The organism is Streptomyces sp. CB00455 (genome assembly GCF_001905445.1).
Lineage (GTDB): Bacteria > Actinomycetota > Actinomycetes > Streptomycetales > Streptomycetaceae > Streptomyces.
This window is the reverse complement of sequence record NZ_LIVQ01000007.1, coordinates 80,548-98,859: the sequence shown is the minus strand read 5'-3', so window position 1 is coordinate 98,859 and position 18,312 is coordinate 80,548. Positions and strand designations below refer to the sequence as shown.

At 71.0% G+C, this 18,312-nt stretch carries 18 protein-coding genes and 1 pseudogene; 5 read left to right on the top strand and 14 right to left on the bottom strand.

What is annotated here, in order from left to right; genetic code table 11:
• Window positions 1–212: 212 nt before the first annotated feature.
• From AMK16_RS25655 to AMK16_RS25625, 7 genes are all read right to left on the bottom strand, one after another.
• Entirely contained in the window at window positions 213–2,111 is a 1,899-nt protein-coding gene (locus tag AMK16_RS25655; protein ID WP_143196868.1) for a beta-galactosidase, read from the bottom strand.
• Window positions 2,108–3,145: a zinc-dependent alcohol dehydrogenase gene (locus AMK16_RS25650; protein WP_073919718.1), complete on the bottom strand. Its 1,038-nt coding sequence runs from the start codon at window positions 3,143–3,145 to the stop codon at window positions 2,108–2,110. Before AMK16_RS25650 ends, AMK16_RS25655 begins: the two co-directional genes overlap by 4 nt.
• Window positions 3,142–4,095, bottom strand: a complete 954-nt coding sequence (locus AMK16_RS25645) for an inositol monophosphatase family protein (RefSeq protein WP_073919717.1) — start codon at window positions 4,093–4,095, stop codon at window positions 3,142–3,144. The genes AMK16_RS25650 and AMK16_RS25645 overlap by 4 nt, the downstream gene beginning before the upstream one ends.
• Entirely contained in the window at window positions 4,092–5,360 is a 1,269-nt protein-coding gene (locus AMK16_RS25640) for an aspartate aminotransferase family protein (protein WP_073919716.1), read from the bottom strand. The genes AMK16_RS25645 and AMK16_RS25640 overlap by 4 nt, the downstream gene beginning before the upstream one ends.
• Before the next feature lie 269 nt (window positions 5,361–5,629).
• Window positions 5,630–6,223, bottom strand: coding sequence for a GPP34 family phosphoprotein (locus AMK16_RS25635; protein ID WP_073919715.1), 594 nt, complete (start codon window positions 6,221–6,223; stop codon window positions 5,630–5,632).
• A complete protein-coding gene (locus AMK16_RS25630; RefSeq protein ID WP_073919714.1) occupies window positions 6,220–6,822 on the bottom strand; it encodes an HAD family hydrolase in 603 nt (200 codons plus the stop codon). The genes AMK16_RS25635 and AMK16_RS25630 overlap by 4 nt, the downstream gene beginning before the upstream one ends.
• Complete coding sequence (locus AMK16_RS25625) at window positions 6,819–8,057, bottom strand: MFS transporter (RefSeq protein WP_073919713.1); 1,239 nt, start codon at window positions 8,055–8,057, stop codon at window positions 6,819–6,821. Before AMK16_RS25625 ends, AMK16_RS25630 begins: the two co-directional genes overlap by 4 nt.
• Before the next feature lie 161 nt (window positions 8,058–8,218).
• Between AMK16_RS25625 and AMK16_RS25620 the strand changes: the two genes are divergently transcribed.
• The 3 genes and pseudogenes from AMK16_RS25620 to AMK16_RS25610 all read left to right on the top strand — a co-directional run.
• On the top strand, window positions 8,219–8,986 hold the full coding sequence (locus AMK16_RS25620; protein ID WP_073919712.1) for a DeoR/GlpR family DNA-binding transcription regulator: 768 nt from the start codon (window positions 8,219–8,221) through the stop codon (window positions 8,984–8,986).
• Window positions 8,987–9,594: 608 nt separating this feature from the next.
• Window positions 9,595–10,530 carry a helix-turn-helix transcriptional regulator gene (locus AMK16_RS25615; protein ID WP_073919711.1) on the top strand — a complete coding sequence of 312 codons (936 nt, stop codon included), beginning with the start codon at window positions 9,595–9,597 and terminating at the stop codon, window positions 10,528–10,530.
• 91 nt (window positions 10,531–10,621) lie between these two features.
• Window positions 10,622–11,080 (top strand): annotated as a pseudogene (locus AMK16_RS25610) (Tn3 family transposase); the annotation flags it as partial.
• Between the two features lie 52 nt (window positions 11,081–11,132).
• Here the strand turns inward: AMK16_RS25610 and AMK16_RS25605 are convergent.
• The 4 genes from AMK16_RS25605 to AMK16_RS25590 form a co-directional block, all read right to left on the bottom strand.
• Window positions 11,133–11,462, bottom strand: a complete 330-nt coding sequence (locus tag AMK16_RS25605; RefSeq protein WP_073919709.1) for an alpha/beta hydrolase — start codon at window positions 11,460–11,462, stop codon at window positions 11,133–11,135.
• A 495-nt stretch (window positions 11,463–11,957) separates the two neighbouring features.
• Window positions 11,958–12,962, bottom strand: a complete 1,005-nt coding sequence (locus AMK16_RS25600; protein ID WP_073920019.1) for an NADP-dependent oxidoreductase — start codon at window positions 12,960–12,962, stop codon at window positions 11,958–11,960.
• A gap of 171 nt (window positions 12,963–13,133) precedes the next feature.
• Window positions 13,134–13,487 (bottom strand): aldo/keto reductase, encoded by a 354-nt coding sequence (locus tag AMK16_RS38555; RefSeq protein WP_443333606.1) that lies wholly within the window; start codon window positions 13,485–13,487, stop codon window positions 13,134–13,136.
• A gap of 45 nt (window positions 13,488–13,532) precedes the next feature.
• Complete coding sequence (locus tag AMK16_RS25590; RefSeq protein WP_073919708.1) at window positions 13,533–14,225, bottom strand: SDR family oxidoreductase; 693 nt, start codon at window positions 14,223–14,225, stop codon at window positions 13,533–13,535.
• A 125-nt stretch (window positions 14,226–14,350) separates the two neighbouring features.
• Between AMK16_RS25590 and AMK16_RS25585 the strand changes: the two genes are divergently transcribed.
• Window positions 14,351–14,953, top strand: coding sequence for a TetR/AcrR family transcriptional regulator (locus AMK16_RS25585; RefSeq protein WP_073919707.1), 603 nt, complete (start codon window positions 14,351–14,353; stop codon window positions 14,951–14,953).
• Window positions 14,954–15,225: 272 nt separating this feature from the next.
• Entirely contained in the window at window positions 15,226–15,762 is a 537-nt protein-coding gene (locus AMK16_RS25580; protein WP_242438904.1) for a recombinase family protein, read from the top strand.
• A 269-nt stretch (window positions 15,763–16,031) separates the two neighbouring features.
• Here AMK16_RS25580 and AMK16_RS25575 read toward each other — a convergent pair whose 3' ends face one another.
• The 3 genes from AMK16_RS25575 to AMK16_RS25565 form a co-directional block, all read right to left on the bottom strand.
• Window positions 16,032–16,226: an antitoxin gene (locus AMK16_RS25575; RefSeq protein ID WP_073919706.1), complete on the bottom strand. Its 195-nt coding sequence runs from the start codon at window positions 16,224–16,226 to the stop codon at window positions 16,032–16,034.
• A gap of 168 nt (window positions 16,227–16,394) precedes the next feature.
• Window positions 16,395–17,252, bottom strand: coding sequence for an SDR family NAD(P)-dependent oxidoreductase (locus AMK16_RS25570; RefSeq protein ID WP_242438903.1), 858 nt, complete (start codon window positions 17,250–17,252; stop codon window positions 16,395–16,397).
• A 185-nt stretch (window positions 17,253–17,437) separates the two neighbouring features.
• Complete coding sequence (locus tag AMK16_RS25565; protein WP_073919705.1) at window positions 17,438–18,118, bottom strand: hypothetical protein; 681 nt, start codon at window positions 18,116–18,118, stop codon at window positions 17,438–17,440.
• Between the last annotated feature and the right edge of the window lie 194 nt (window positions 18,119–18,312).

The window sequence follows — 18,312 nt, the reverse complement described above, 5'->3', positions numbered from 1 at the left end:
TCGCTCGTAGGAGGGCTGCTCGTCGGCGCTTCCCACCGGGCGGGTGCCCGCTCGGGCGGGTGCCCGCTCCGGGCGGGCGGGCACCGGGGGAAGGCGCACGGGTACCCGCGCAGGGCAGGCGGGTGTTCCGCCGCAGGGACTGCGGGGGAAGGGGGAAAGGGGCGGACGGCGGGGTGCGCGCTGTCAGGTACGCTGCCCCGCCGCCCGCGTTCTCAGGAGGCCGCGACGCGCAGTGCGTCGGCCTTCTCGCCGGCCCAGGTGAGGGCGGCGGGTGCGGCGGCCTGCGGGGCCGGCGTCGCCGCCCAGCCCAGGAGGGTCCCGCCACGGGTGACGGCGACGGCGGCGGAGCCCGCCGGGAGGTCCAGCTCCCAGGCTCCTTCGGGGCCGGTGACCCGGTCGTCGCCGTCGGTGGGGTTGAAGCCGCCGATGATCCGTACGTCCTCGGGACCGGTGCGGCTCAGCACGACCGCGCGGCGGTGCTCGGACGTCCAGCGCGCCGCGCCGCCCGATGCCAGGTCCGCGACGAAGGCGGCGACCGCGCCGTCGGCCGGGGCGCCGGCGGCGAGACTCAGCTCGCCGGTGGTCCGGGGGCCGTCCGGGTGCCCGGCGCGCAGGACCCCCACGGGTACGGCGGGGCCGGCCGCGGCCGGCCGGGGGTGCTCGTCGAGCCATCCCAGGCCGATCAGCCGCCCACGGTCGCGCAGCTGCTCCTGCACGGCGTCGGCGAGTTCCCGGAGCGGGGTCCGGCCCTCGCGCTGCCAGGCACCGGCCTCGGGCAGGGCCCGGTCGAGGAGGACCAGTGCGTCCCGTTCCAGCTCGGTGTCCAGGAGCAGGCCGCCGAAGCGGTCGAGGAAGGCGGCCAGCAGGCGCAGGCCCTGGGCGTTGGGGTTGTGCGTGCCGCTCTCGCCGAGAGGCGCCCCGGGGCAGTAGGGCGGTGCGTGCAGGGCCGGGTCCACGCCTTCCGCGCGGAGTCCCTCGGGGTCCATGTCCACCAGGGGACCCCAGCTGCCCGCGGCGCACGCCGTGTAGACGCTGACCGTGGTGGAGCCGAGGAGCAGCGCCAGGAGCGCGTTGAACACGGGGGTGCGCGGCTGGGCGAAGGTTTCGTCGGTCCAGGTGAAGCCCCAGTTGGCCTCCGCCACATCGGTGCCGCCGAGCAGCATCCCGGTCAGGTGGGAGGAGAAGGCGGCGCTGTCGCGTGCCGGGTTCCCGACCCACTCGGTGTGGCCGGGCAGGTGCCGGGAGCCCCTGACGGCCCGTTGCCGGGCGGCCCACGCGTCCAGGGCCGCCCCCGGCCCCGTGGTGCTCGCCAGCGGCACGTTGGCCATGCGGACGGGGCCGGCCGGGAAGAGGTCGGAGATCCGGTCCCACATGCCGACGATGGCGTGCCCGCACCACTGCGACCACAGCAGCCGAAGGCCACTGGTCCACCGGTCGAGTTCCTCTGCCGCCAGGGCGGCTTCGTCCGTCAGCCCGCGTCCGGTCAGCCAGTGCGCGAAGGCCTCGCGGGCGGCCGGGGAGGCGTCCTGGGCGTCGACGGGGAGATTGGCCTCGCCGGCCATGCCCTCGTTGCCGAGCTGGAGTGCGACCACCGGGCCGTGGGGGGCGGCGGCCTTGGCCACGACCTCGTCGGCGACGGCGCGCAGCCAGACCTCGCTTTCGGCCCGGACCGCCGGGTCCAGCAGGCTGGGCAGCGGCTTGTCCTGCGAGGTGAGGACCGTGCCGCCCAACCCGCGGTACGGGGTGTGCGCGGGCCCGCAGAGCCGGTCGGGCAGCCCGCCGAGCTGGACCTCGGCGTGGATGAAGGGGCCGGGCTTGAGCAGTACGGCCAGTCCTGCCTGCGCCGCCAGTTCGAGGAGCCCGGTCACGTCGCGCTGGGGGTCGGTCCGGCCGGTGAAGTCGAAGGTCCGCCGGGCGCCTTCGCCGGTCTCGTGGAACCGCCAGGGCAGGTAGCAGGAGACGACGTCGACACCGAGCCGGCGCAGCTCGCGGAGGTTGGAGGCCCAGTTGGCGGGGTCGGCACGGTAGTACGGGTACTCGCCGACGATCACGGGGCGGCCGGCGTCCGGGACCAGCGCGTCGCCCATGCGACCGCGGGCCGGGGCGCTCACGCCTCCGCCCCGGCGTGCGGCGGTACGAGGACGACCTTCAGCGCGCTGTACTCGGCGTCGGGGACGGCGGCGAGGGCCTTGAACGCCTGCTCGTGGTCCGCCAGGGCGAAGCGGTGGGTGACCACGCGTTCCAGCGGGAGGGTCCGGGCGAGTTCGATGGCCCTGGGGAAGATCTGGCTGTTGTAGTCGCCCGCGCCGATGATCTGCAGGCCCCGTTGGAGGAGGGCCAGGGGGCGCACCGTGGCGGAGGCGTTGCTGTTGAAGCCCATGATGACGATCCGGCCGCGCACCGCGGCGTAGCCGATGCTCTGCTCCAGGAGGTTGCCGACGGAGTCGACGACCAGGTCGCCCCGCTCGGTGAGTTCGTCGTCATCGGGAGCGTGGACGCTGACGCGGCCGCCGAACTCGGGGGTGTCGAACACCTCGCGGTCCAGCTGCTGGCGGACCGGGTCGGGTTCGACGAGCAGCACCCGGGCCCCGTACAGCTGGGCGGCCATGGCGGTGACCACGCCCATGGGACCGCCGCCCACGACGATCACGGTCTCGCCCGCGGCGAGCCGGCCGGCCTCGATGTTGTTCAGGGCGCAGGCGAGCGGCTCGACCACGACGGCGCGGTCGAAGCTCATGCCGTCCGGTATGGCGTGGCAGAAGAGTTCGGGGAGGCGGATGAACTCCGCGAAGGACCCGTCGTAGTCGAGGCCGACCTCGGTGCCGGCCTTGTGGCCGCAGAAGTTCCAGTGGCCTTCGAGGCAGGCCGGGCAGTTGCCGCAGTACAGGGTGGGGTTGACGATCACGCGGTCCCCCACGGCGAAGCGGGTGACGCCGGGACCGGTGGAGTCGACGACGCCGACGGCCTCGTGTCCCATCACCACACCGGTCTCGGCGGGGAATTTGCCGACGAGCACACTGCGGTCGGTGCCGCAGATCCCGCTCTGGGCGACGCGGATGACGACGTCGTCGGCGCGGCTGGGCTCCGGTTTGGGGTGGTCGACGAGGGCGAGCGTGCGGTCCGCGGTGAGCGTCAGCGCCTTCATGATGCCTCCGTCGTGTGGGGGGTGGGGGTGGAGCCGAGGTTCCAGTGGACGGACTCCAGCAGTTGCTTGTGCAGTTCGGGGGTGGAGGCCGCGATGCACGACTTCTGGTTCATGGGACCGAGGTCCACGAGGGAGGTGCTGCCGAGGTCGTCGCCGTAGGCGTCGGTGATCACCACGCCGGCGAGGCGGGCGAGGTAGACGGCGGCGGCGATGTCGTAGGGGAAGAGGTGCAGGATCGAGCCGCGGCCCACGCGCAGGAAGTCGGCCTCCGTCTGCGGGTGGTCGCGCAGGACCCGGTTGCCGATGTCGACGAAGGCGTCGAGCTGGCCGGTGATGATGCGCGAGATGGAGAAGGTGCTGCTGTTGAAGACGAAGATGCCGCCGGTGTTGGCCGAGCGGTCGACCAGGTGGGCGTAGGCGTCGGACATGAGCCGCATCGGGTGGCCGTTGAACTCGATCGACCAGAACATCTTGGCCAGGTCGGTGTTGCGGCTCAGGCGCGGCACCGGGGTGCTGAACCCGCCGCTGGTCAGGCCCTCCTCCTCGTCCCCGTACAACCAGGCGCCGCTCTTGATCTCCACCAGGCAGGCGGCGGTGACGTCGGCGAGGGTGGGCGCGCCGTCGCCGTAGGGTGCGGCGGCGATGGACACCATGCCCATCTCCAGGCCGGCCGAGGTGGGCCGGGTGCCGTCGATGGGGTCGACGACGAGCAGCACCTGGGGATCGGGCGCGAGCTCTACGTAGGACCCGTCCTCGGTGTAGAGGGCGAGCGGGATGTCGGCGTGTGCGCGCAGGTAGTCCAGTACGGCCTGCTCGGCCACCTCGTCCACGTCGAACTGTGCGTCGCCGCCGGGCGAGTCGCCGTGGACCTGGCGGGCCAGGCCGCGGTCGGCGTAGGCCAGGAGTTCGGACCGGACGTGGGCGCCGAGGCCCGTCAGCAGCTGCTTCATCGGGCCAGCTCCGCGAGGAAGAGGTTCTCCAGCTTGTCGCAGATCTCCTCGGCCTGGTCCATCGTGAGGATCAGCGGCGGGCGGATCTTGAGGACGTTGCCGTAGCCGTAGCGCGAGGTGCGCAGGATCAGACCGTGCTCCATGGCCTTTGCGGCCAGGTGGTTGGTGAGCTTGACGGCCGGTTTGCCGTCGAGTTCCGCCATCTCGAAGCCGATCATGAGGCCGACGCCGCGGACGTCCACGATGGCCTGGTAGCGGGTCTGCATGTCGCGGAGGCGTTCCATGATGTAGTCACCGGTCCTGGTGACGTTCGCGAGGAACTCCGGCTGCCGCACGATGTCCAGGGTGACGTTCGCGGCCGCGGCGGCGAGCAGGTTGGAGCCGTACGTGAAGGAATGGTGATTCGCGGGAAGTCCGGCGAGCCGCTCGTTGGTGATGATGGCGGCCACCTGGGCACCCGATCCGCCGAGGCCCTTGGCAGTGGTGATGGCGTCCGGCTCCACATCGAAGTACTGCGCGGCGAACATATGGCCGGTGCGGCCGATTCCGGTCTGGATCTCGTCGAAGATCAGGGCGATGTTCTGCTCGTCGCAGAAGGCACGCAGTTTCTGCATGTAGCCGTCGGGCGGGACGATGTTCCCGCCGTTCCCGGATATCGGCTCGATCAGGACGGCGGCGACGCGGCCGCTGCTGGCGTAGTCGACGAAGTCCTCCAGGCGGTCGACGCACATCAGCCCGCAGGTCTCCCTCTGCTGCCCGTAGAAGCAGCGGAAGCAGTAGGGGTCGGGCACCTGGAGGCTGCCGGGGAAGAGATTGGGGAAGGGCTCGCGGCGGAAGGCGTTGCCGGACATCGAGGTCATCATCATCGTTTGCCCGACGTGGCTGCGGAACAGCGTGATGACGTCGGACTTGCCCGTGGCGAGCTGGGCCATTTTGATGGCGCCCTCATTGGCCGCCGAGCCGCCGGACACCTTGGGGTGCACCTTCGTCAGGCCCGACGGGGAGGTCTCCACCAGCCGCTGGACCAGGCCGTTGATCGGGTCGCTCTGGTACGAGGAGGTCATGTGGACCACCTTGTCGAGCTGGTCCTTCATGGCGGCGATGACGGCCGGGTGCGAGTAGCCGAGGCTCAGGTTGAACGTCGCCGATGCGCAGTCGAGGAAGCAATTGCCGTCCTCGTCGTACAGGTAGACACCTTCGCCCCGTTCCATTTTGCGCTCGCTGACGGGGTAATAGAGGTGATCGGTAACATCCTTGGTGTCCATTTTTCCTTCTCACGCGGGTAACGGGTAACCGGAAAACGTCAGGGTTCGGACGAACAGGTGTGACTCACGTCCAGAGAAACGAAGGGCGGGCGGCTCTTTCACCAGGGAGGGCCTGCGGCCCGCGGGGCGCTGCGCCCATGACGGCGACTCGGATTCTTCACCCGATGCATATCGGGGTCTCGGCGCCTGCTCATTCATACGATCACATTCAAACCGGTCATGACAAGTGCCCTTTGGGGAAATATCGATGTCTTGACGGGACCGGATTGCTATCCGGAAAACGTCAGGGCGGCCCTGGCGGACGAGAGGGTTTCGGACACCGTCGCAGAAATGCGGGCCACGGGCTCCCCGGCGGGCCCGAGGCCGGCCACGGCCCGGGCCGTACGCCGGCCGGCGGACGCGGCGGACATCTCCGGCCAGCCGATCCGGGCGAGCCCGGCGGCGGTCAGCAGCTCGGCTGCCGCGACCGCCGGGACACCGAGGCGCGCGGGGTGCTCCACCGCCTCCCGCACCAACCGCCATGCCTGGTCCGGTAGCAGGGCACCGGCAGCCGGCCGACCGTCGAGTCCGGTCCGCAGCCGTTCCAGCGCCCACGGACCCAGCCGCTCCACCCACGCGGCAGGCGCCCGCTCCCGGGCGGCGGCGCCCATGCGCTGAAGTGCCTCGTCCAGGACCGCGTCGCCCGTGCCCTCGCCCCGCAGCACCAGGACCCGGTCCCGCGACAGCTCCAGCCGTCCCGCCAGCGCGCCCTGCAGCAGCAGTGCGCCGACCAGGCCCAGCCCCGTCTCGGTCTCCCGGCGGCGCGGTGGGAACGGACCCCGGGCGGTGGCGCACAGTGCGAACAGCAGGGGTGTGGAGGTCACACCGACAGGCCCTCCAGTGCGGTTTCCAGGGCGTCCGGTGAGGTGAAGACGTGCCCCAGCAGGCCGAGTTCGCGGGCCGCCGCGACGTTGTCCGCCCGGTCGTCCACGAAGAGGATCTCCCCGGCGGGCAGCCCCAGTTCCCGTACGCACCACTCGTAGGCGGCGGGATCCGGCTTGGCACTGCCGATCCGGCAGGAGAAGCCGACGACGGCGAACCGGTCCAGCCAGGGCTCGGAGGTCTCGTACCGGACGGCCAGCTCCTCGGGGATGTTGGACAGCAGTCCGAGGATGAAGCCCCGGCCCGCGAGGGTGTCGAGCAGCTCCACGGCGCGCGGATCGACCTCGCTCCAGCTGGCGAGGTCGGCCGCGATCAGGTCGGCGGTCAGGCGCGCGTCGAGCGGAATGCCCAGGGTCTCGCAGACCCCCTCCCAATAGGCGGGCCCGGCCACCTCGCCGCGGTCGTACGGGGCGCGCTGCGACCAGTACGCCGCCCAGAACTGCTCGCGGTCCACCCCGGCCGTGCTTTCCAGCACGGCCTGGGACGCGGGTGACTGGAGGCGCGCGAGGACGCCGAACATATCGAAGAGTACGGCTTTCATCCTTGGATTCCTTGGGTCGGGACAGCGTCCGGGAGGGCTTCGGGGCGGGGGGCCGCCGCGCCGTCGGGGTCGGGGGCGTGCTTGCGCAGCCACAGGCTGAGCCCCACGCAGATGACGGCGAGGGCGAACAGCACCAGAGGGGCCGCCCGCACGTCCATGGTGTCGATCACCCCGCCCAGCAGCGGCGGGAAGGCCACTCCGCCGATCATGGAGGCGGCGATCACGTAGGCCCCGGCCGCGGCGACGCTCGGTACGGCCCGGTTCAGCCAGGGCAGGCAGGTGGGGAAGATGGGCGCGATCATCAGCCCGACGCCGAAGTAGGCGTACGGGGCGACGGCGGGAATGGTCGCGAGCACGAGGAAGGCGGCCATGCCGGCGCAGCAGACCGTCAGGATCGACGGCGCGGACCAGCGAAGGCTCAGGGGGACGATGACGAAGCGGCCGATGGTCATGGCGGCCCAGTACGCGGAGGTCGCGGTGGCGGCGGTGGCGGCGCCGTAGCCGACGGCCTCCAGGTGGGTGGGCTCCCAGCCGCCGACACCGGTCTCGATGGCCACGTGCAGGACGTAGATGCCGATGAACGCGGCGATGACCGGCAGGACGCGGGCTCCGCGGGCCTCTTCGCCCTCGGTGACGTCCGGCTCCGGCTCCCGGGCGGCGACTCCCCCCAGGGTGAGCAGGATGAGCAGGCAGACGATGCCGATACCGACGAAGATCTCCGGGTAGCTGTCCGCGCCGAGCCAGCCGATCAGGGCGGGACCGGCGATCGCGCCCACACCGAAGTGGCCGTTGAGCAGGTTCAGCATGGCGGTGCTGCGGCGTCCGAACCCGATGGCGAACAGCTGGTTGAGGCCGTAGTCGATGCCGCCGAAGCCCAGCCCGATGACGAAGGTGCCGGTGAGCGCCAGGATCCAGCTCGGCGAGAACGCGAAGAGCGCCGCGCCCGCCGCCATGAGCAGGTACGAGCCACCGAGCAGCGTGCGGTTGCTGCGCCGGCCCCTCAGGACGTGGTAGATCAGCACGCCCAGGAGGGCCCCGATGAAGTGGGCGCTGAGGCTCAGCCCGGCAACGGCGGGGCTGATGCCGAACTCCTCCCGCAGCGCCGGGATGGCGGGACCGTACAGCGCCTGCAGGGCGCCGATCACCACGAACGCCACGCAGGAGGCGACGATGGCGACGGTGGTGAGCAGGGGCCTCGCCGTCTTGGACGGGTCGGCCTCACTGGTGGCGGACATCGCTCTCCTCATCGTTCGTTGATAAATGAACATCATCCGCGTTCATTACAGCGCGTAATTCACACTCCGCTTGGCACACTACTCACGGTCGATGTTCATTTCAACAGCCATCATGCGCACTCCGGCCCTTGGCGCGGCTTTTCTGTGCTAGAAGCAGACGTATGAACGTGATGGACAGACACAAGTTCGTGGTCGCGCTGCTCATGAAGGAGAACCGCGCGACCGTCGCGGAGTTGGCCCTGGCCACCGGCGCCTCCGAGATGACGATCCGCCGGGACCTGGAGGTACTGGAGTCACGCGGCGCCCTGCGCAGGGTGCGCGGCGGCGCCGTGAGCAATCTCCCGGGTGGCGTCGAACCCCCTTACGCCATCCGCGCCATGTCGGGCGCGCAGGCGAAGGAGCGGCTCGCGAACGCGGTGCTGGAGCTGCTCACCGACGGCGAGACGGTCGCCCTGGACACCGGGACCACCGCCGTGGCCATCGCCAAGGCGATGGCCGACCGCCAGTTCACCGTCACCCCCCTCTCCTTGCACGCCGCCTTCGCCCTGTCGGCACACCCGGGTATCCAGCTCCTGCTCCCCGGCGGCCAGGTGCGCCCCGAAGAGCTCTCCTTCTACGGCCACACCCCGGTCCAGACGTTCCGTGATCTGTGCTTCGACACGTTCATCCTGGGCTGCTGCGGCGTCGACCCGGTTCAGGGCGCCACCGCCTACAACCTCGACGACGTACAGGTGAAGCGGGCGGCGGTGGCCTCCGCGCAACGGGTCATCCTGGTGGCGACCGCCGACAAACTCGGCCGGGCGGCACTCGGGCGGATCTGCCCCATGGAGCAGATCGACCTCATCGTCACGGACGCGCCGGAGAGCTCACCGGTGGTCGAGGAGCTGCGGGCACAGGGAGTGGAGGTGGTCCACCCGTCGGACGGCTGAGCCGTACGACCCCCGCCGCCGGCGGGGACGTTCGTTTCATACCTCGCCCTTCTGCGCATCGCGTCCTTCTGCGCATCGCACCGACACCGTCCGGCACGCACCGGGACCGGTGCGTGCGTTTCAAGACTCCACCGGAGCCCGCCTCTCACCAACAGACCCGGACCGTCCTGTTCACGACTGTCGCGAACACGCCAGCAAGCCATTTCAGCAACTTTCAGCCGCCTCGGGCGCCCCTCGCGGGCGCCCCGGCGCGCTCAGATACCGGACGAATCTCCGCGGCGGGACGCCCGTGTCCGGTCGCGCCAAGGCCTCCGGCGTTTGGCGCCACCGGGTCCGACCCGATCCAAAAGGTGTCCGATACATGCGCCTGCGCGGGGCGCCCGTGGGGTGATCGCCCTAGCATCGCGATCGCGACTGACGCGAACGAGAAGGTGTCGAGAGTGGAATTACCGATACAGAGGTCACCGGAGGACCGGGACCCGCCCACGGAACTCAAACCCGCGGAGATTGATCTTTACCGGGAATTCGCTGAACAGGGACCCTTACGGCTGGAGCAGTTAATGAGCCGGCCGGACCGCTCCTCGGTGGTCAGGATCCTTGACACCCTTATGGCAGCCGGCCTGGTACGCCAGGCCGGAACCAACCGGTTTGCGGCAGCCAACCCGACCGATGTGTCGGGCAAGCTGCTCAAACGCTGGGAGGACCGGCTCCAGGGCGCCCAGCTCGACCTGCTGCGCATGCGCGGGCAACTCGCAGAACTCGCCCTCATCCACGCCACCCAGCAGCGGACGCTCCACGGACCGCCCCTGGAACGCATCGAATCCCCGGCGGAGGTCGACCGCATCCTCGACCTGGCCGTCGGCGAGTGCAGCGTGGAGGTCCTCAGCGCCCAGCCGGGCGGTCCGCGTCCGGCCCAGGAACTGAAGGGCGCCCACGAACGCGACCGGGACCTGCTCCAGCGCGGGGTCCGCCTGCGGACGCTCTACCAGCACTCCGCCCGCTTCGATCCCCCGACCGTGCGCTACGCCGCGGAGATGGCGGAGCTGGGGGGCGAGGTCAGGACCGTCACCAGTGGTCTTCCCCGGTGCCTCGTCCTCGACCGGACCCTGCTGGTCGTGCCCCTCCAGGACGCTCCGGGCGGCGCTCTGATCGTCCGCAGCCCGGACCTCGTCGACTTCGCCGCCGAGACGTTCGAAGTCCTCTGGACGGGCGGCGAGGTCATCAACAAGGCGCGCGAGAAGGTGTTCATCCAGGACATCGCGGATCAGACGAAGCGCTCCATCCTCCAACACCTGCTCCAGGGGGAGGACGACCGGGCCACCGCGCGGGCCCTGGGCATCTCGGTGCGCACCTGCCAGCGCCATGTCTCGGACATGATGCGCCGCCTGGGCGCGACCAGCCGCCTGCAGCTGGGCTACCTGGTCGACCGGCACGGCCTGCTGGACGCCGAGACGCCCGACTCCGAGAGAGCCGGGGCCGTCGTCATCGCGCCCGGCGCGACCCCGCCCACCCGATCGCACCGCCGTTCAGGAGAACCGACATGAGTGACACCGGCTGGGGCCCCCGCCCGACCACAGTGACATAGATATCCGAGCCCGCCCGCGGTGTGGGCGGGCGATCTAGGAACTCGGGCGGGCGGTGCGGACGGCGTTCATCTGCGACTACCTCGCCGGCGCGGACCTGCGCCGGGAGATCAACGACGGGGTCCAGGTCGTGGAGAACTGGAACTCCGCGAACCACGACCTGTTCTACGGAAAGGACGGCGCCCTGACCGGCTCCGACAAGGAGTCTCAGGAGGTGTCCATGCTCGCCCTGCACCTGCTCCAGTCGGCGCTGGTGCACGTCAACGCTCTGCTGCTTCAGGGCATCCTGAGCGAGGAGAAGTGGCAGAGGCGGCTCACCGACGCCGACCGGCGGGCCCTGTCCCCGATGTTCTGGACCCATGTGAACCCCTACGGCCGGTTCGAGCTGGATATGAACTCGCACCTCGATCTCGCCGCCGCGCGGGCGGCCATGGTGCCCGGGCCCCGCAGCGCGCCCGAGTCGGAAGCCGCCGGCTCGGCGGCGGACGGGTGGGCCGGGGTGGCATCTTGAAGGCCTGCCCCGCCCGGCGGCAGATGCCGGCCGGGCACGGAGGTCGGGCGTTCTACTTGAGGTTGGTCGTGAAGATCTCGTCGAGACGGTCGACGGTGATGAGGTCCTTGCGGTCGTACAGGTCGACGTGGTCCGCGTCCGGGACGATGACGAGTTCGACGTTGTCGGGTGCCATCGCCTGGATGTCCTCGGAGTAGTAGCGGGAGTGCGCGTCGGCACGGGCCACCAGGAGGGCGGGACGGGGCGCGAACATGTCGATGTTGGCCATCATGGGGAACGCCAAGAACGCCATGGGCGTGGTCGCGGTCCACCAGGTGGTGGAGTTGACCGACCGCGGGTGGAATCCGCGTTCGGTCCGGTAGTAGTCGAAAAAGCGAGCCACGATCGGGTGGGCGTCCTCGGGGAGGGTCTCGGGCAGTACGCGGTCGACCGGGGCCGGGTTGCCGTCCGCCCCGAGAACCGCGACCGCTACCCGGCCAACTGGCCGGAGATCAGCGAGGCGATCAAGAACCGTGCCGGGTGGCAGTGTGAGTGTGAAGGCGAGTGCGGACGCGGCAGCCACACCGGCCGGTGCCCCAAACGGCACAGACAGCCCGCGTACGGCGACATCTGTCGCCGAATTCGCATCGTTCCTGACGTGATCCGCACTCTTCGCAGGCAAGTTGTCGTCCGGACCGTGCTGCCGGTAGGCGACGCCCCCGCCGTGCACGGACACGGCGCGGGCCGGCGCTTTCTTGTACGACGACGGGGTGGGCATGGGGGAGCTGGACGGTGCGTTCGTGATCGGGTCCTGGTGTGGCACAAAGGAGCGTGGGGCGGGATCTTCTCGATGTGGCGGGCGGCGTTCTCGGCGTCCGGCAGGGCCGTTGCCCTGGGTTCACGTCATGGAGACGACGACCTTGCCGGCCTTCGCGCGGCCCTTTTCGACGTACTCCATGGCCTGAAGGGTCTCGTCGAAGGGGAAGACCCGGTCGACGACGGGGCGGATCTTCCCGGCGTCGATGAGGGGGGTGAGTTCGCGCAGCTGGTTGCCACTGGCCTTCATGAACAGGAAGGAGTACGTGACACCGAGACGCTTGGCCTGGCGCCGGATCTTGGCGCTGAGCGCGGCGATGCCCAGGCGGAGCACCAGGTTCGAGCCGAGCTCGCGGGCGGTGGCCGGGTCGGGCGGGCCCACGACGGAGATGGCCAGGCCGCGGGGCTTGAGGACGCGCAGGGACTTGGCGAGGTTCTCGCCGCCGAGGGAGTCCAGGACGAGGTCGTAGCCGGTGAGGAGTTCGGAGAAGTCCTGGGTGCGGTAATCGATGACCTCGTCCGCGCCGAGGTCCTTGACGAGGCCGACCTTGGCGGTGCTCGCGGTGGCGGCCACGTGCGCGCCCAGTGCCTTGGCCAGTTGGATGGTGATGGATCCCAGGCCGCCGGCGCCCGCGTGGATGAGGACCTTCTGGCCCGGCTGGACGTTCGCCCGCTCGACCAGGGCCTGCCACGCGGTCAGCGCGACCAGGGGGAGGGAGGCGGCCTCGGTCATGGTGAGCGTGGCGGGCTTGGCCGCCAGGTCGTCCTGGTGGACGGCGAGGAGTTCGGCGAAGGTGCCGATGCGGTCCTGGTGGGGCCGCGCGTAGACCTCGTCGCCCACCGCGAAGCGGGTGACGGACGATCCGACGCGGACGACGGTCCCGGCGAGGTCGTTGCCCAGGACGAGCGGGAGACGGTAGGGCAGGATCTGCTTGAGGTCACCGTCGCGGATCTTCATGTCCAGTGGGTTGACACTCGCCGCGTCGATCCTGACCAGGACGTCGTCGGCGCCCACCTGGGGGTCGGGTATCTCGGCGGCACGCATGTTGGACGCGTCACCGTACTTCTCGATCATGAAAGCCTTCATCGTCATCTCCGTTCGTGTGGTCTCCCGTCCAAGTGGGAGGGGTGTTCTGTCCGTGAGGGGTTTGTCTCGTTACGAGAAAGTTTGTGGTGCCTTCTGGTCCGTGCGCTCCGCGTCGGCACGGCGGTGGCCAGTGCCTGCGCGGAGAGCTCTGCGGCGGCCGTGTTTCCGGGCTCAGGCCATCGGCACGACCGGGGCGATGACGCTGCTCGCATCGCCGCCCCGGAGGCGGCCCAGCGAGCCCGCGACGCCCTCGGGCGGTACGCCGAGCGGCATGGCGCTGACCTTGCCGAGGCGCGCGTACTGCTCGTCGGTGGGCTGGACGTCGAAGGCTGCGAGGTAGCTGTCGGCGCTGTCGAGGAAGGTGCCGCCGGCCTCGGCGAACCGGTCGAAGATCCGGCGGGCCTCGTCGGGCTCGGCGCCGGCGCCCCAGCCGGTGCCGAAGTTCGCGGTGCCGAGCGCGTACTCGGAGACGCGCAGTCCGGTCCTGTGGCCGAAGGCCGTGTAACGCGTGAGAAGTCCTTGCACAAGGGGGCCTGGAAGGCCGTCGTGCCGTGGTGGAGGGGGTGAGCGTCAGCCCGCGTTCGGCTGGGGCGCCGCGGACAGGCTCTGCTTGACGTACCGGCTGGTCTCGTCGGCGAGGATCTCCTGCAGGCCGGTCTCGATGCCGGAAAGGGCCTGGGCCGCGACGTCGGCGGCGGCGACCTTCTGATCGGCGGGCACGCCGGCGGCCATGTCGGTGTCCATGTAGCCGACGTGCAGCGCCGAGACGGTGATCCCGCGCGGTGCCAGCTCCTCACGGGTCGCGTCGCTCAGCGCCCAGGCGGCGGCCTTGGAGGCCGCATAGGAGCCGAGGCCGGCCGGGTGGAACCAGGACAGGGCGGACAGGACGTTGAGTACGGCGCCGCCGCCGTTGCCCTCGATGACAGGGGCGAAGGCCCGGGTCGCGGCGAGCGGGCCGAAGAAGTTGGTCTCCATCTCGCGACGTACCTCGTCCAGGTCGCCGCCCACCAGCGTCGCGCCGGTGGAGACGCCCGCATTGTTGATCAGAAGCGTCGCGTCCGATGCGATGCGGGCGGCCTCCCGTATCGACTCCTGGTCCGTCACGTCGAGGCGCAGCGGGGTGACACCCGGCAGGTCGACCGTCTCGGGACGCCGGGCCGCCGCGTAGACCTTGGCGCCATGCTCCACGAGCTGAGCGGCCAGGTGCCGCCCGAGGCCCCGGTTGGCGCCGGTGACCACCGCGACCGCGTTCTTGAGTTCCATGCTCGCTCCTGTCCTTCGCAGGCGCCGTCGGAGCACCCGCGTCAATTAGATTGCAACCACAATCTAAACACGTGACTAGGATAGATGCCAATCGACATCCAAACTGGTTCGTGCAGGAGGTGGCCATGGGCCGCGTATCGCAGGCGCAGGCGGAGGAAAATCGCAGGCGGGTGGTGGACACCGCGTCGCGGCTGTTCCGGGAGCAGGGCACCCACGTCAGCGTCGCCGATCTCATGAAGGCGGCCGGCCTCACCCACGGCGCCTTCTACAAGCAGTTCGCCTCCAAGGAAACGCTCGTCGATGAGGTCACCGCCCACGTCTTCGATGAGATCGCACGGCGCAATGCGGCCGGGCTCGAGCGGCACGACGGGCAGCGGGATGCCGCTCAGCGGGCCCTGATCGACGCCTACCTCTCCGTCGAACACCGTGACAACGCGGCGGACGGCTGCCCGGTCTCGGCTCTCGCCATCGACGTCGCGCGCGGACCCGAAGGCCGCGAGGCGCGCCGTACCTACGCGGAGGGCGTGGCCGACTTCGCCGCGTTCCTCGCCCCCGCCGAGGGCGTCGGGGGCGGCGAGGGCATCGGGGGCGTCGGGGGCGTCGAGGGCGGCCTCGCCCGCCTGTGCACCCTGGTCGGTGCTCTGGTCCTGTCCCGGGCCACCCAGGGCTCCCCGCTCTCCGAGGAGATCCTCGCCGCCGCGCACGCGGCCCTGACGGAAGCCGGCTGACCGGGGGCCCGGCACCGGGCGCCGCGCGGCGTGTGTGCACCGGCCACACCCGAGGTGACGCGGGGTCCGAGGCTTCCGTGCTCGCGGCCTGATCGGTCTGGCGTAGTTCCGCGCTCCCTGCGGCAGTTGTCGTGCAAAATGCGACACCTATCGTGCTCAGGCTCCCTCCCGCGTCATCCTGACGACCGCTCACCTCGACCACACGCCCGAACACTGCGAGCCCGACAATCTCCGCGCGAAGGGCTGCCACCTGCACTACGACCAGGACCACCATGCCCGCACCCGGGCCGAAGCCCGCCTGGCTCAGCCGCGACGCCGCCGAACTGACTGGGCTCGCCGACCACCTCACCGCTCACGGCCTGGTCCTGGAGATGCTCGCCGGGCCGCTGCCCGGTATCTACGACCCCACCGGGCCGGGGAAACTGCTGTTCGCGTTCTTCGCGGCGATGGCGGAGACGAAGCGGGAGAACATCCGGGAATCGACGCTGGAGGGGCTCGACACCGCGGCCCGCAAGGGCAAGCACGGCGGCCGGCCCCCCGTCATCACCGACGACATGCCCCACACCGTGCTGCGGCGCCGCGCGGGCGGCGAGTCCGTCGAGCAGATCCAGCCCGACCTGATCATCCCCACCGGCAAACGCAAGGGCCAGAACCCCTCCGTCGCCAGCATCTACCGAGCGCTCGCCGAACACGCCAAGCGCCAGGCGTACCCCGAAGCCGTCGACCAGGCCCACGCCGACTTCGCCGCCCTCCAGCTCGGAGAAGTCCCCGGACCCCGCCCCGCTCTCCCCGACCGAGTACCACGCTGATTACAGAGAGCTACTTGTCACTTCGCCGTAGCTTCGGGAGAACAGGGCCGTGTGTACGCGCCCTGGCGCGCAGGCCTCCCCCGGTGACCCGGCACCGTGCTGGGGCGCGTCCCCGGCGGACTTCGCCCGGCCTTCCTCCGCGACATGCGGCGGCCACGGCTCCGGACCCGGCCGTTCCCTCCTCCCGCCGTGCAACCGGCAGGGCGGTGACGGATCGGCCCCCGGCGCTTGACGCCGGGGGCCGGGGGCCGTGGTGGCTGCCTTAGGGGTCAGCGCTCGGGCGTGCCGTCGCTGCCGTAGGAACGCCGGACCGCGTCGGCGGCCTTGTCGGTCTGGGCGTCGTACTTGTCGCCCGTACGCTCGTCGACCAGCCGTTCGGCGCCGGCGACACCCTTGTCGGCCTGGTCCGGGTGGCCCTTGGCCATCTCCTTGGCCTTGTTCGCCATGTCTCCCAGCTTGCCCATGAGTACCTCCAGCGATAGCGCCTTTGTCGTACGCACCCCGGCTACCCCCCGAGCCCGCGTCCATGCCGGACCGAGGGGACGGCCCGCTCAGAACCGCCCCTCCGGCTCGCCCCACGGCCGCCGCGCGGACGACTTTCGCGTCGACACCGCCGCGCCCTGGCGGTTGTCTCACGTGCGGAGGTAGGAGGCGCCGTTGAGGTCCAGAACCGTTCCCGAGGCCCATTCGGCCGCCGGGGAGGCCAGCCATAGCACGGCCGCCGCGATCTCGTCCGCCGACGCCACCCGTCCGAAGGGGCTCTGGCCGCGGATCGCCTCGCCCTGCGCGCCGCTCAGCCTGTGTGCGACCCGCTCCGTCTCGAAGAACCCCGGTGCGACGGAGGCGACGCCGATCGCGTACTCCGCGAGGTGCACGGCCAGGGACTGGCCGAGCGCGTGCACCGCCGCTTTCGTCGCGCCGTACGCCGGGTGGTCGGGCTCGCCGCGGAAGGCTCCGCGCGAGCCGACGTTGACGATGCGGCCGCCGCCGCCCTGCGCGATCATCCGGCGGGCCGCGAGATGGCTGAGGTTCGCCGTCGCGAGGAGGTTGACGCAGACGTGACTCTGCCAGGCCGCGGCCCAGTCCTCGTAGGAGGTGGTGGCGAGCGGGTGCGCCACGTTCACCGCGGCGTTGTTGACGAGCACGTCCAGCCCGCCCAGTCCGGCGGCCGCCGCCTCGGCGACGGCGTGCGCACCGTCCGGGGTGGACAGGTCGCCACCGGCGAGCACGTGCTCCGTACCGGAGAGGGAGCCGAGGGTTTCCTCGGCTTCCGCACGCCGCGAGCCGAAATGGACGGCCACCCGGTCGCCATTGGCGGCGAATGCCCGAGCGAGCGCACGGCCGAGCCCGCGCGAGGCACCGCTGACGAGCACGCGACGGCCGGTGGGCGGAAAAGGGCGTGCCGAGGGGGACGTGCCGGTGGCAGGGAAGACTTCCGTGGAGGGATTGGCGGAGGCGCTGGTGGAGGCGCTGGGCGCTGCGTCAGTCATGTGGATCATGATGCCTCTCCGTCCTCGCGACGGCCCCGGTCGAGGCGGCCCGGGAGGGCAGCCGGTGTGTCCAGCGCTGCTGCCGGCGGCGGCCGGACACACGGCCGACGTACGCGGAAGCCGTGGGCGCGGCCGCGGAGGGCGCCGAGGCCGTCGCGCTGACCTGTCGCCCACCGCCCGTCCGCCTACTTGGCGGTCCACTCCCAGGAGGCGCCCCGCATGTAGTCCTCGTCGGTCGTCACGTCCGTGGCCCAGGCGAGCCGGGCAGGCGGGTTGGACCGGTCGCCGGCGAAGACCGTGCAGAGGGTGCGGGTTTCGCCGATGTCCCAGCCCATGTAGACGGGCGGGACCGTGCAGCCGCCCTCGACGTAGCCCGTGTGGACGGTCGGCCGCTCCGCGACGTGCACGCCGTTCATGTCGAGGGCCGCGGCGTGGGCTCCGAGGTCGGGATTGGCGACTCCCGGCTTCCCTTCCTTCAGTGTGTAGGTGATGTACACGAAGTACGGTGTGTCACCCTTCGGCTCGCCCGGGAGGCGCTTGTCCCAGTGCAGGGACTTCGCCTGCTCGGCGGTGCCCTTCACGATCTTCGTTGCCGTCACCTCGAACTTCCCGCCCGCGGTGTTCTTCGGTTCGTACAGCTTCGGGGCCGGCCGGCCCATGGCCAACGCGGGCCCCCATTGCGGCTTGTCGGACGGACTCGCGGAAGGACTGGCGGAAGGTCCCGGCTGCCCGGCCGCGTCCTTCGCCGTGCGGCCCTCGGGAACGCCGGACTTCCCGCCTTCTGCGTCAGCGCCGCCGCAGGCGGTGAGCGAGACTCCGAGGACGGCGGCCAGGACCCCGTACAGGGCCTTGGATCGGCGGTGCATGCGTTCTTCTTTCCTGGCAGAGAGTCCGGAACCGGGGAGAACGGGAACCTGGGCCTGCCGCCCCCCTTCCGGCCGCGCCACACGCGCGACATGTACATGCTATGCACCTTGCGGGGCCTGTCCGACGCGTGATGCCCACGGGCCGGCCACAGCGGCCCGGGAAGCGCCGCGGAGGGCGCCCGCCCCTCAGGCGC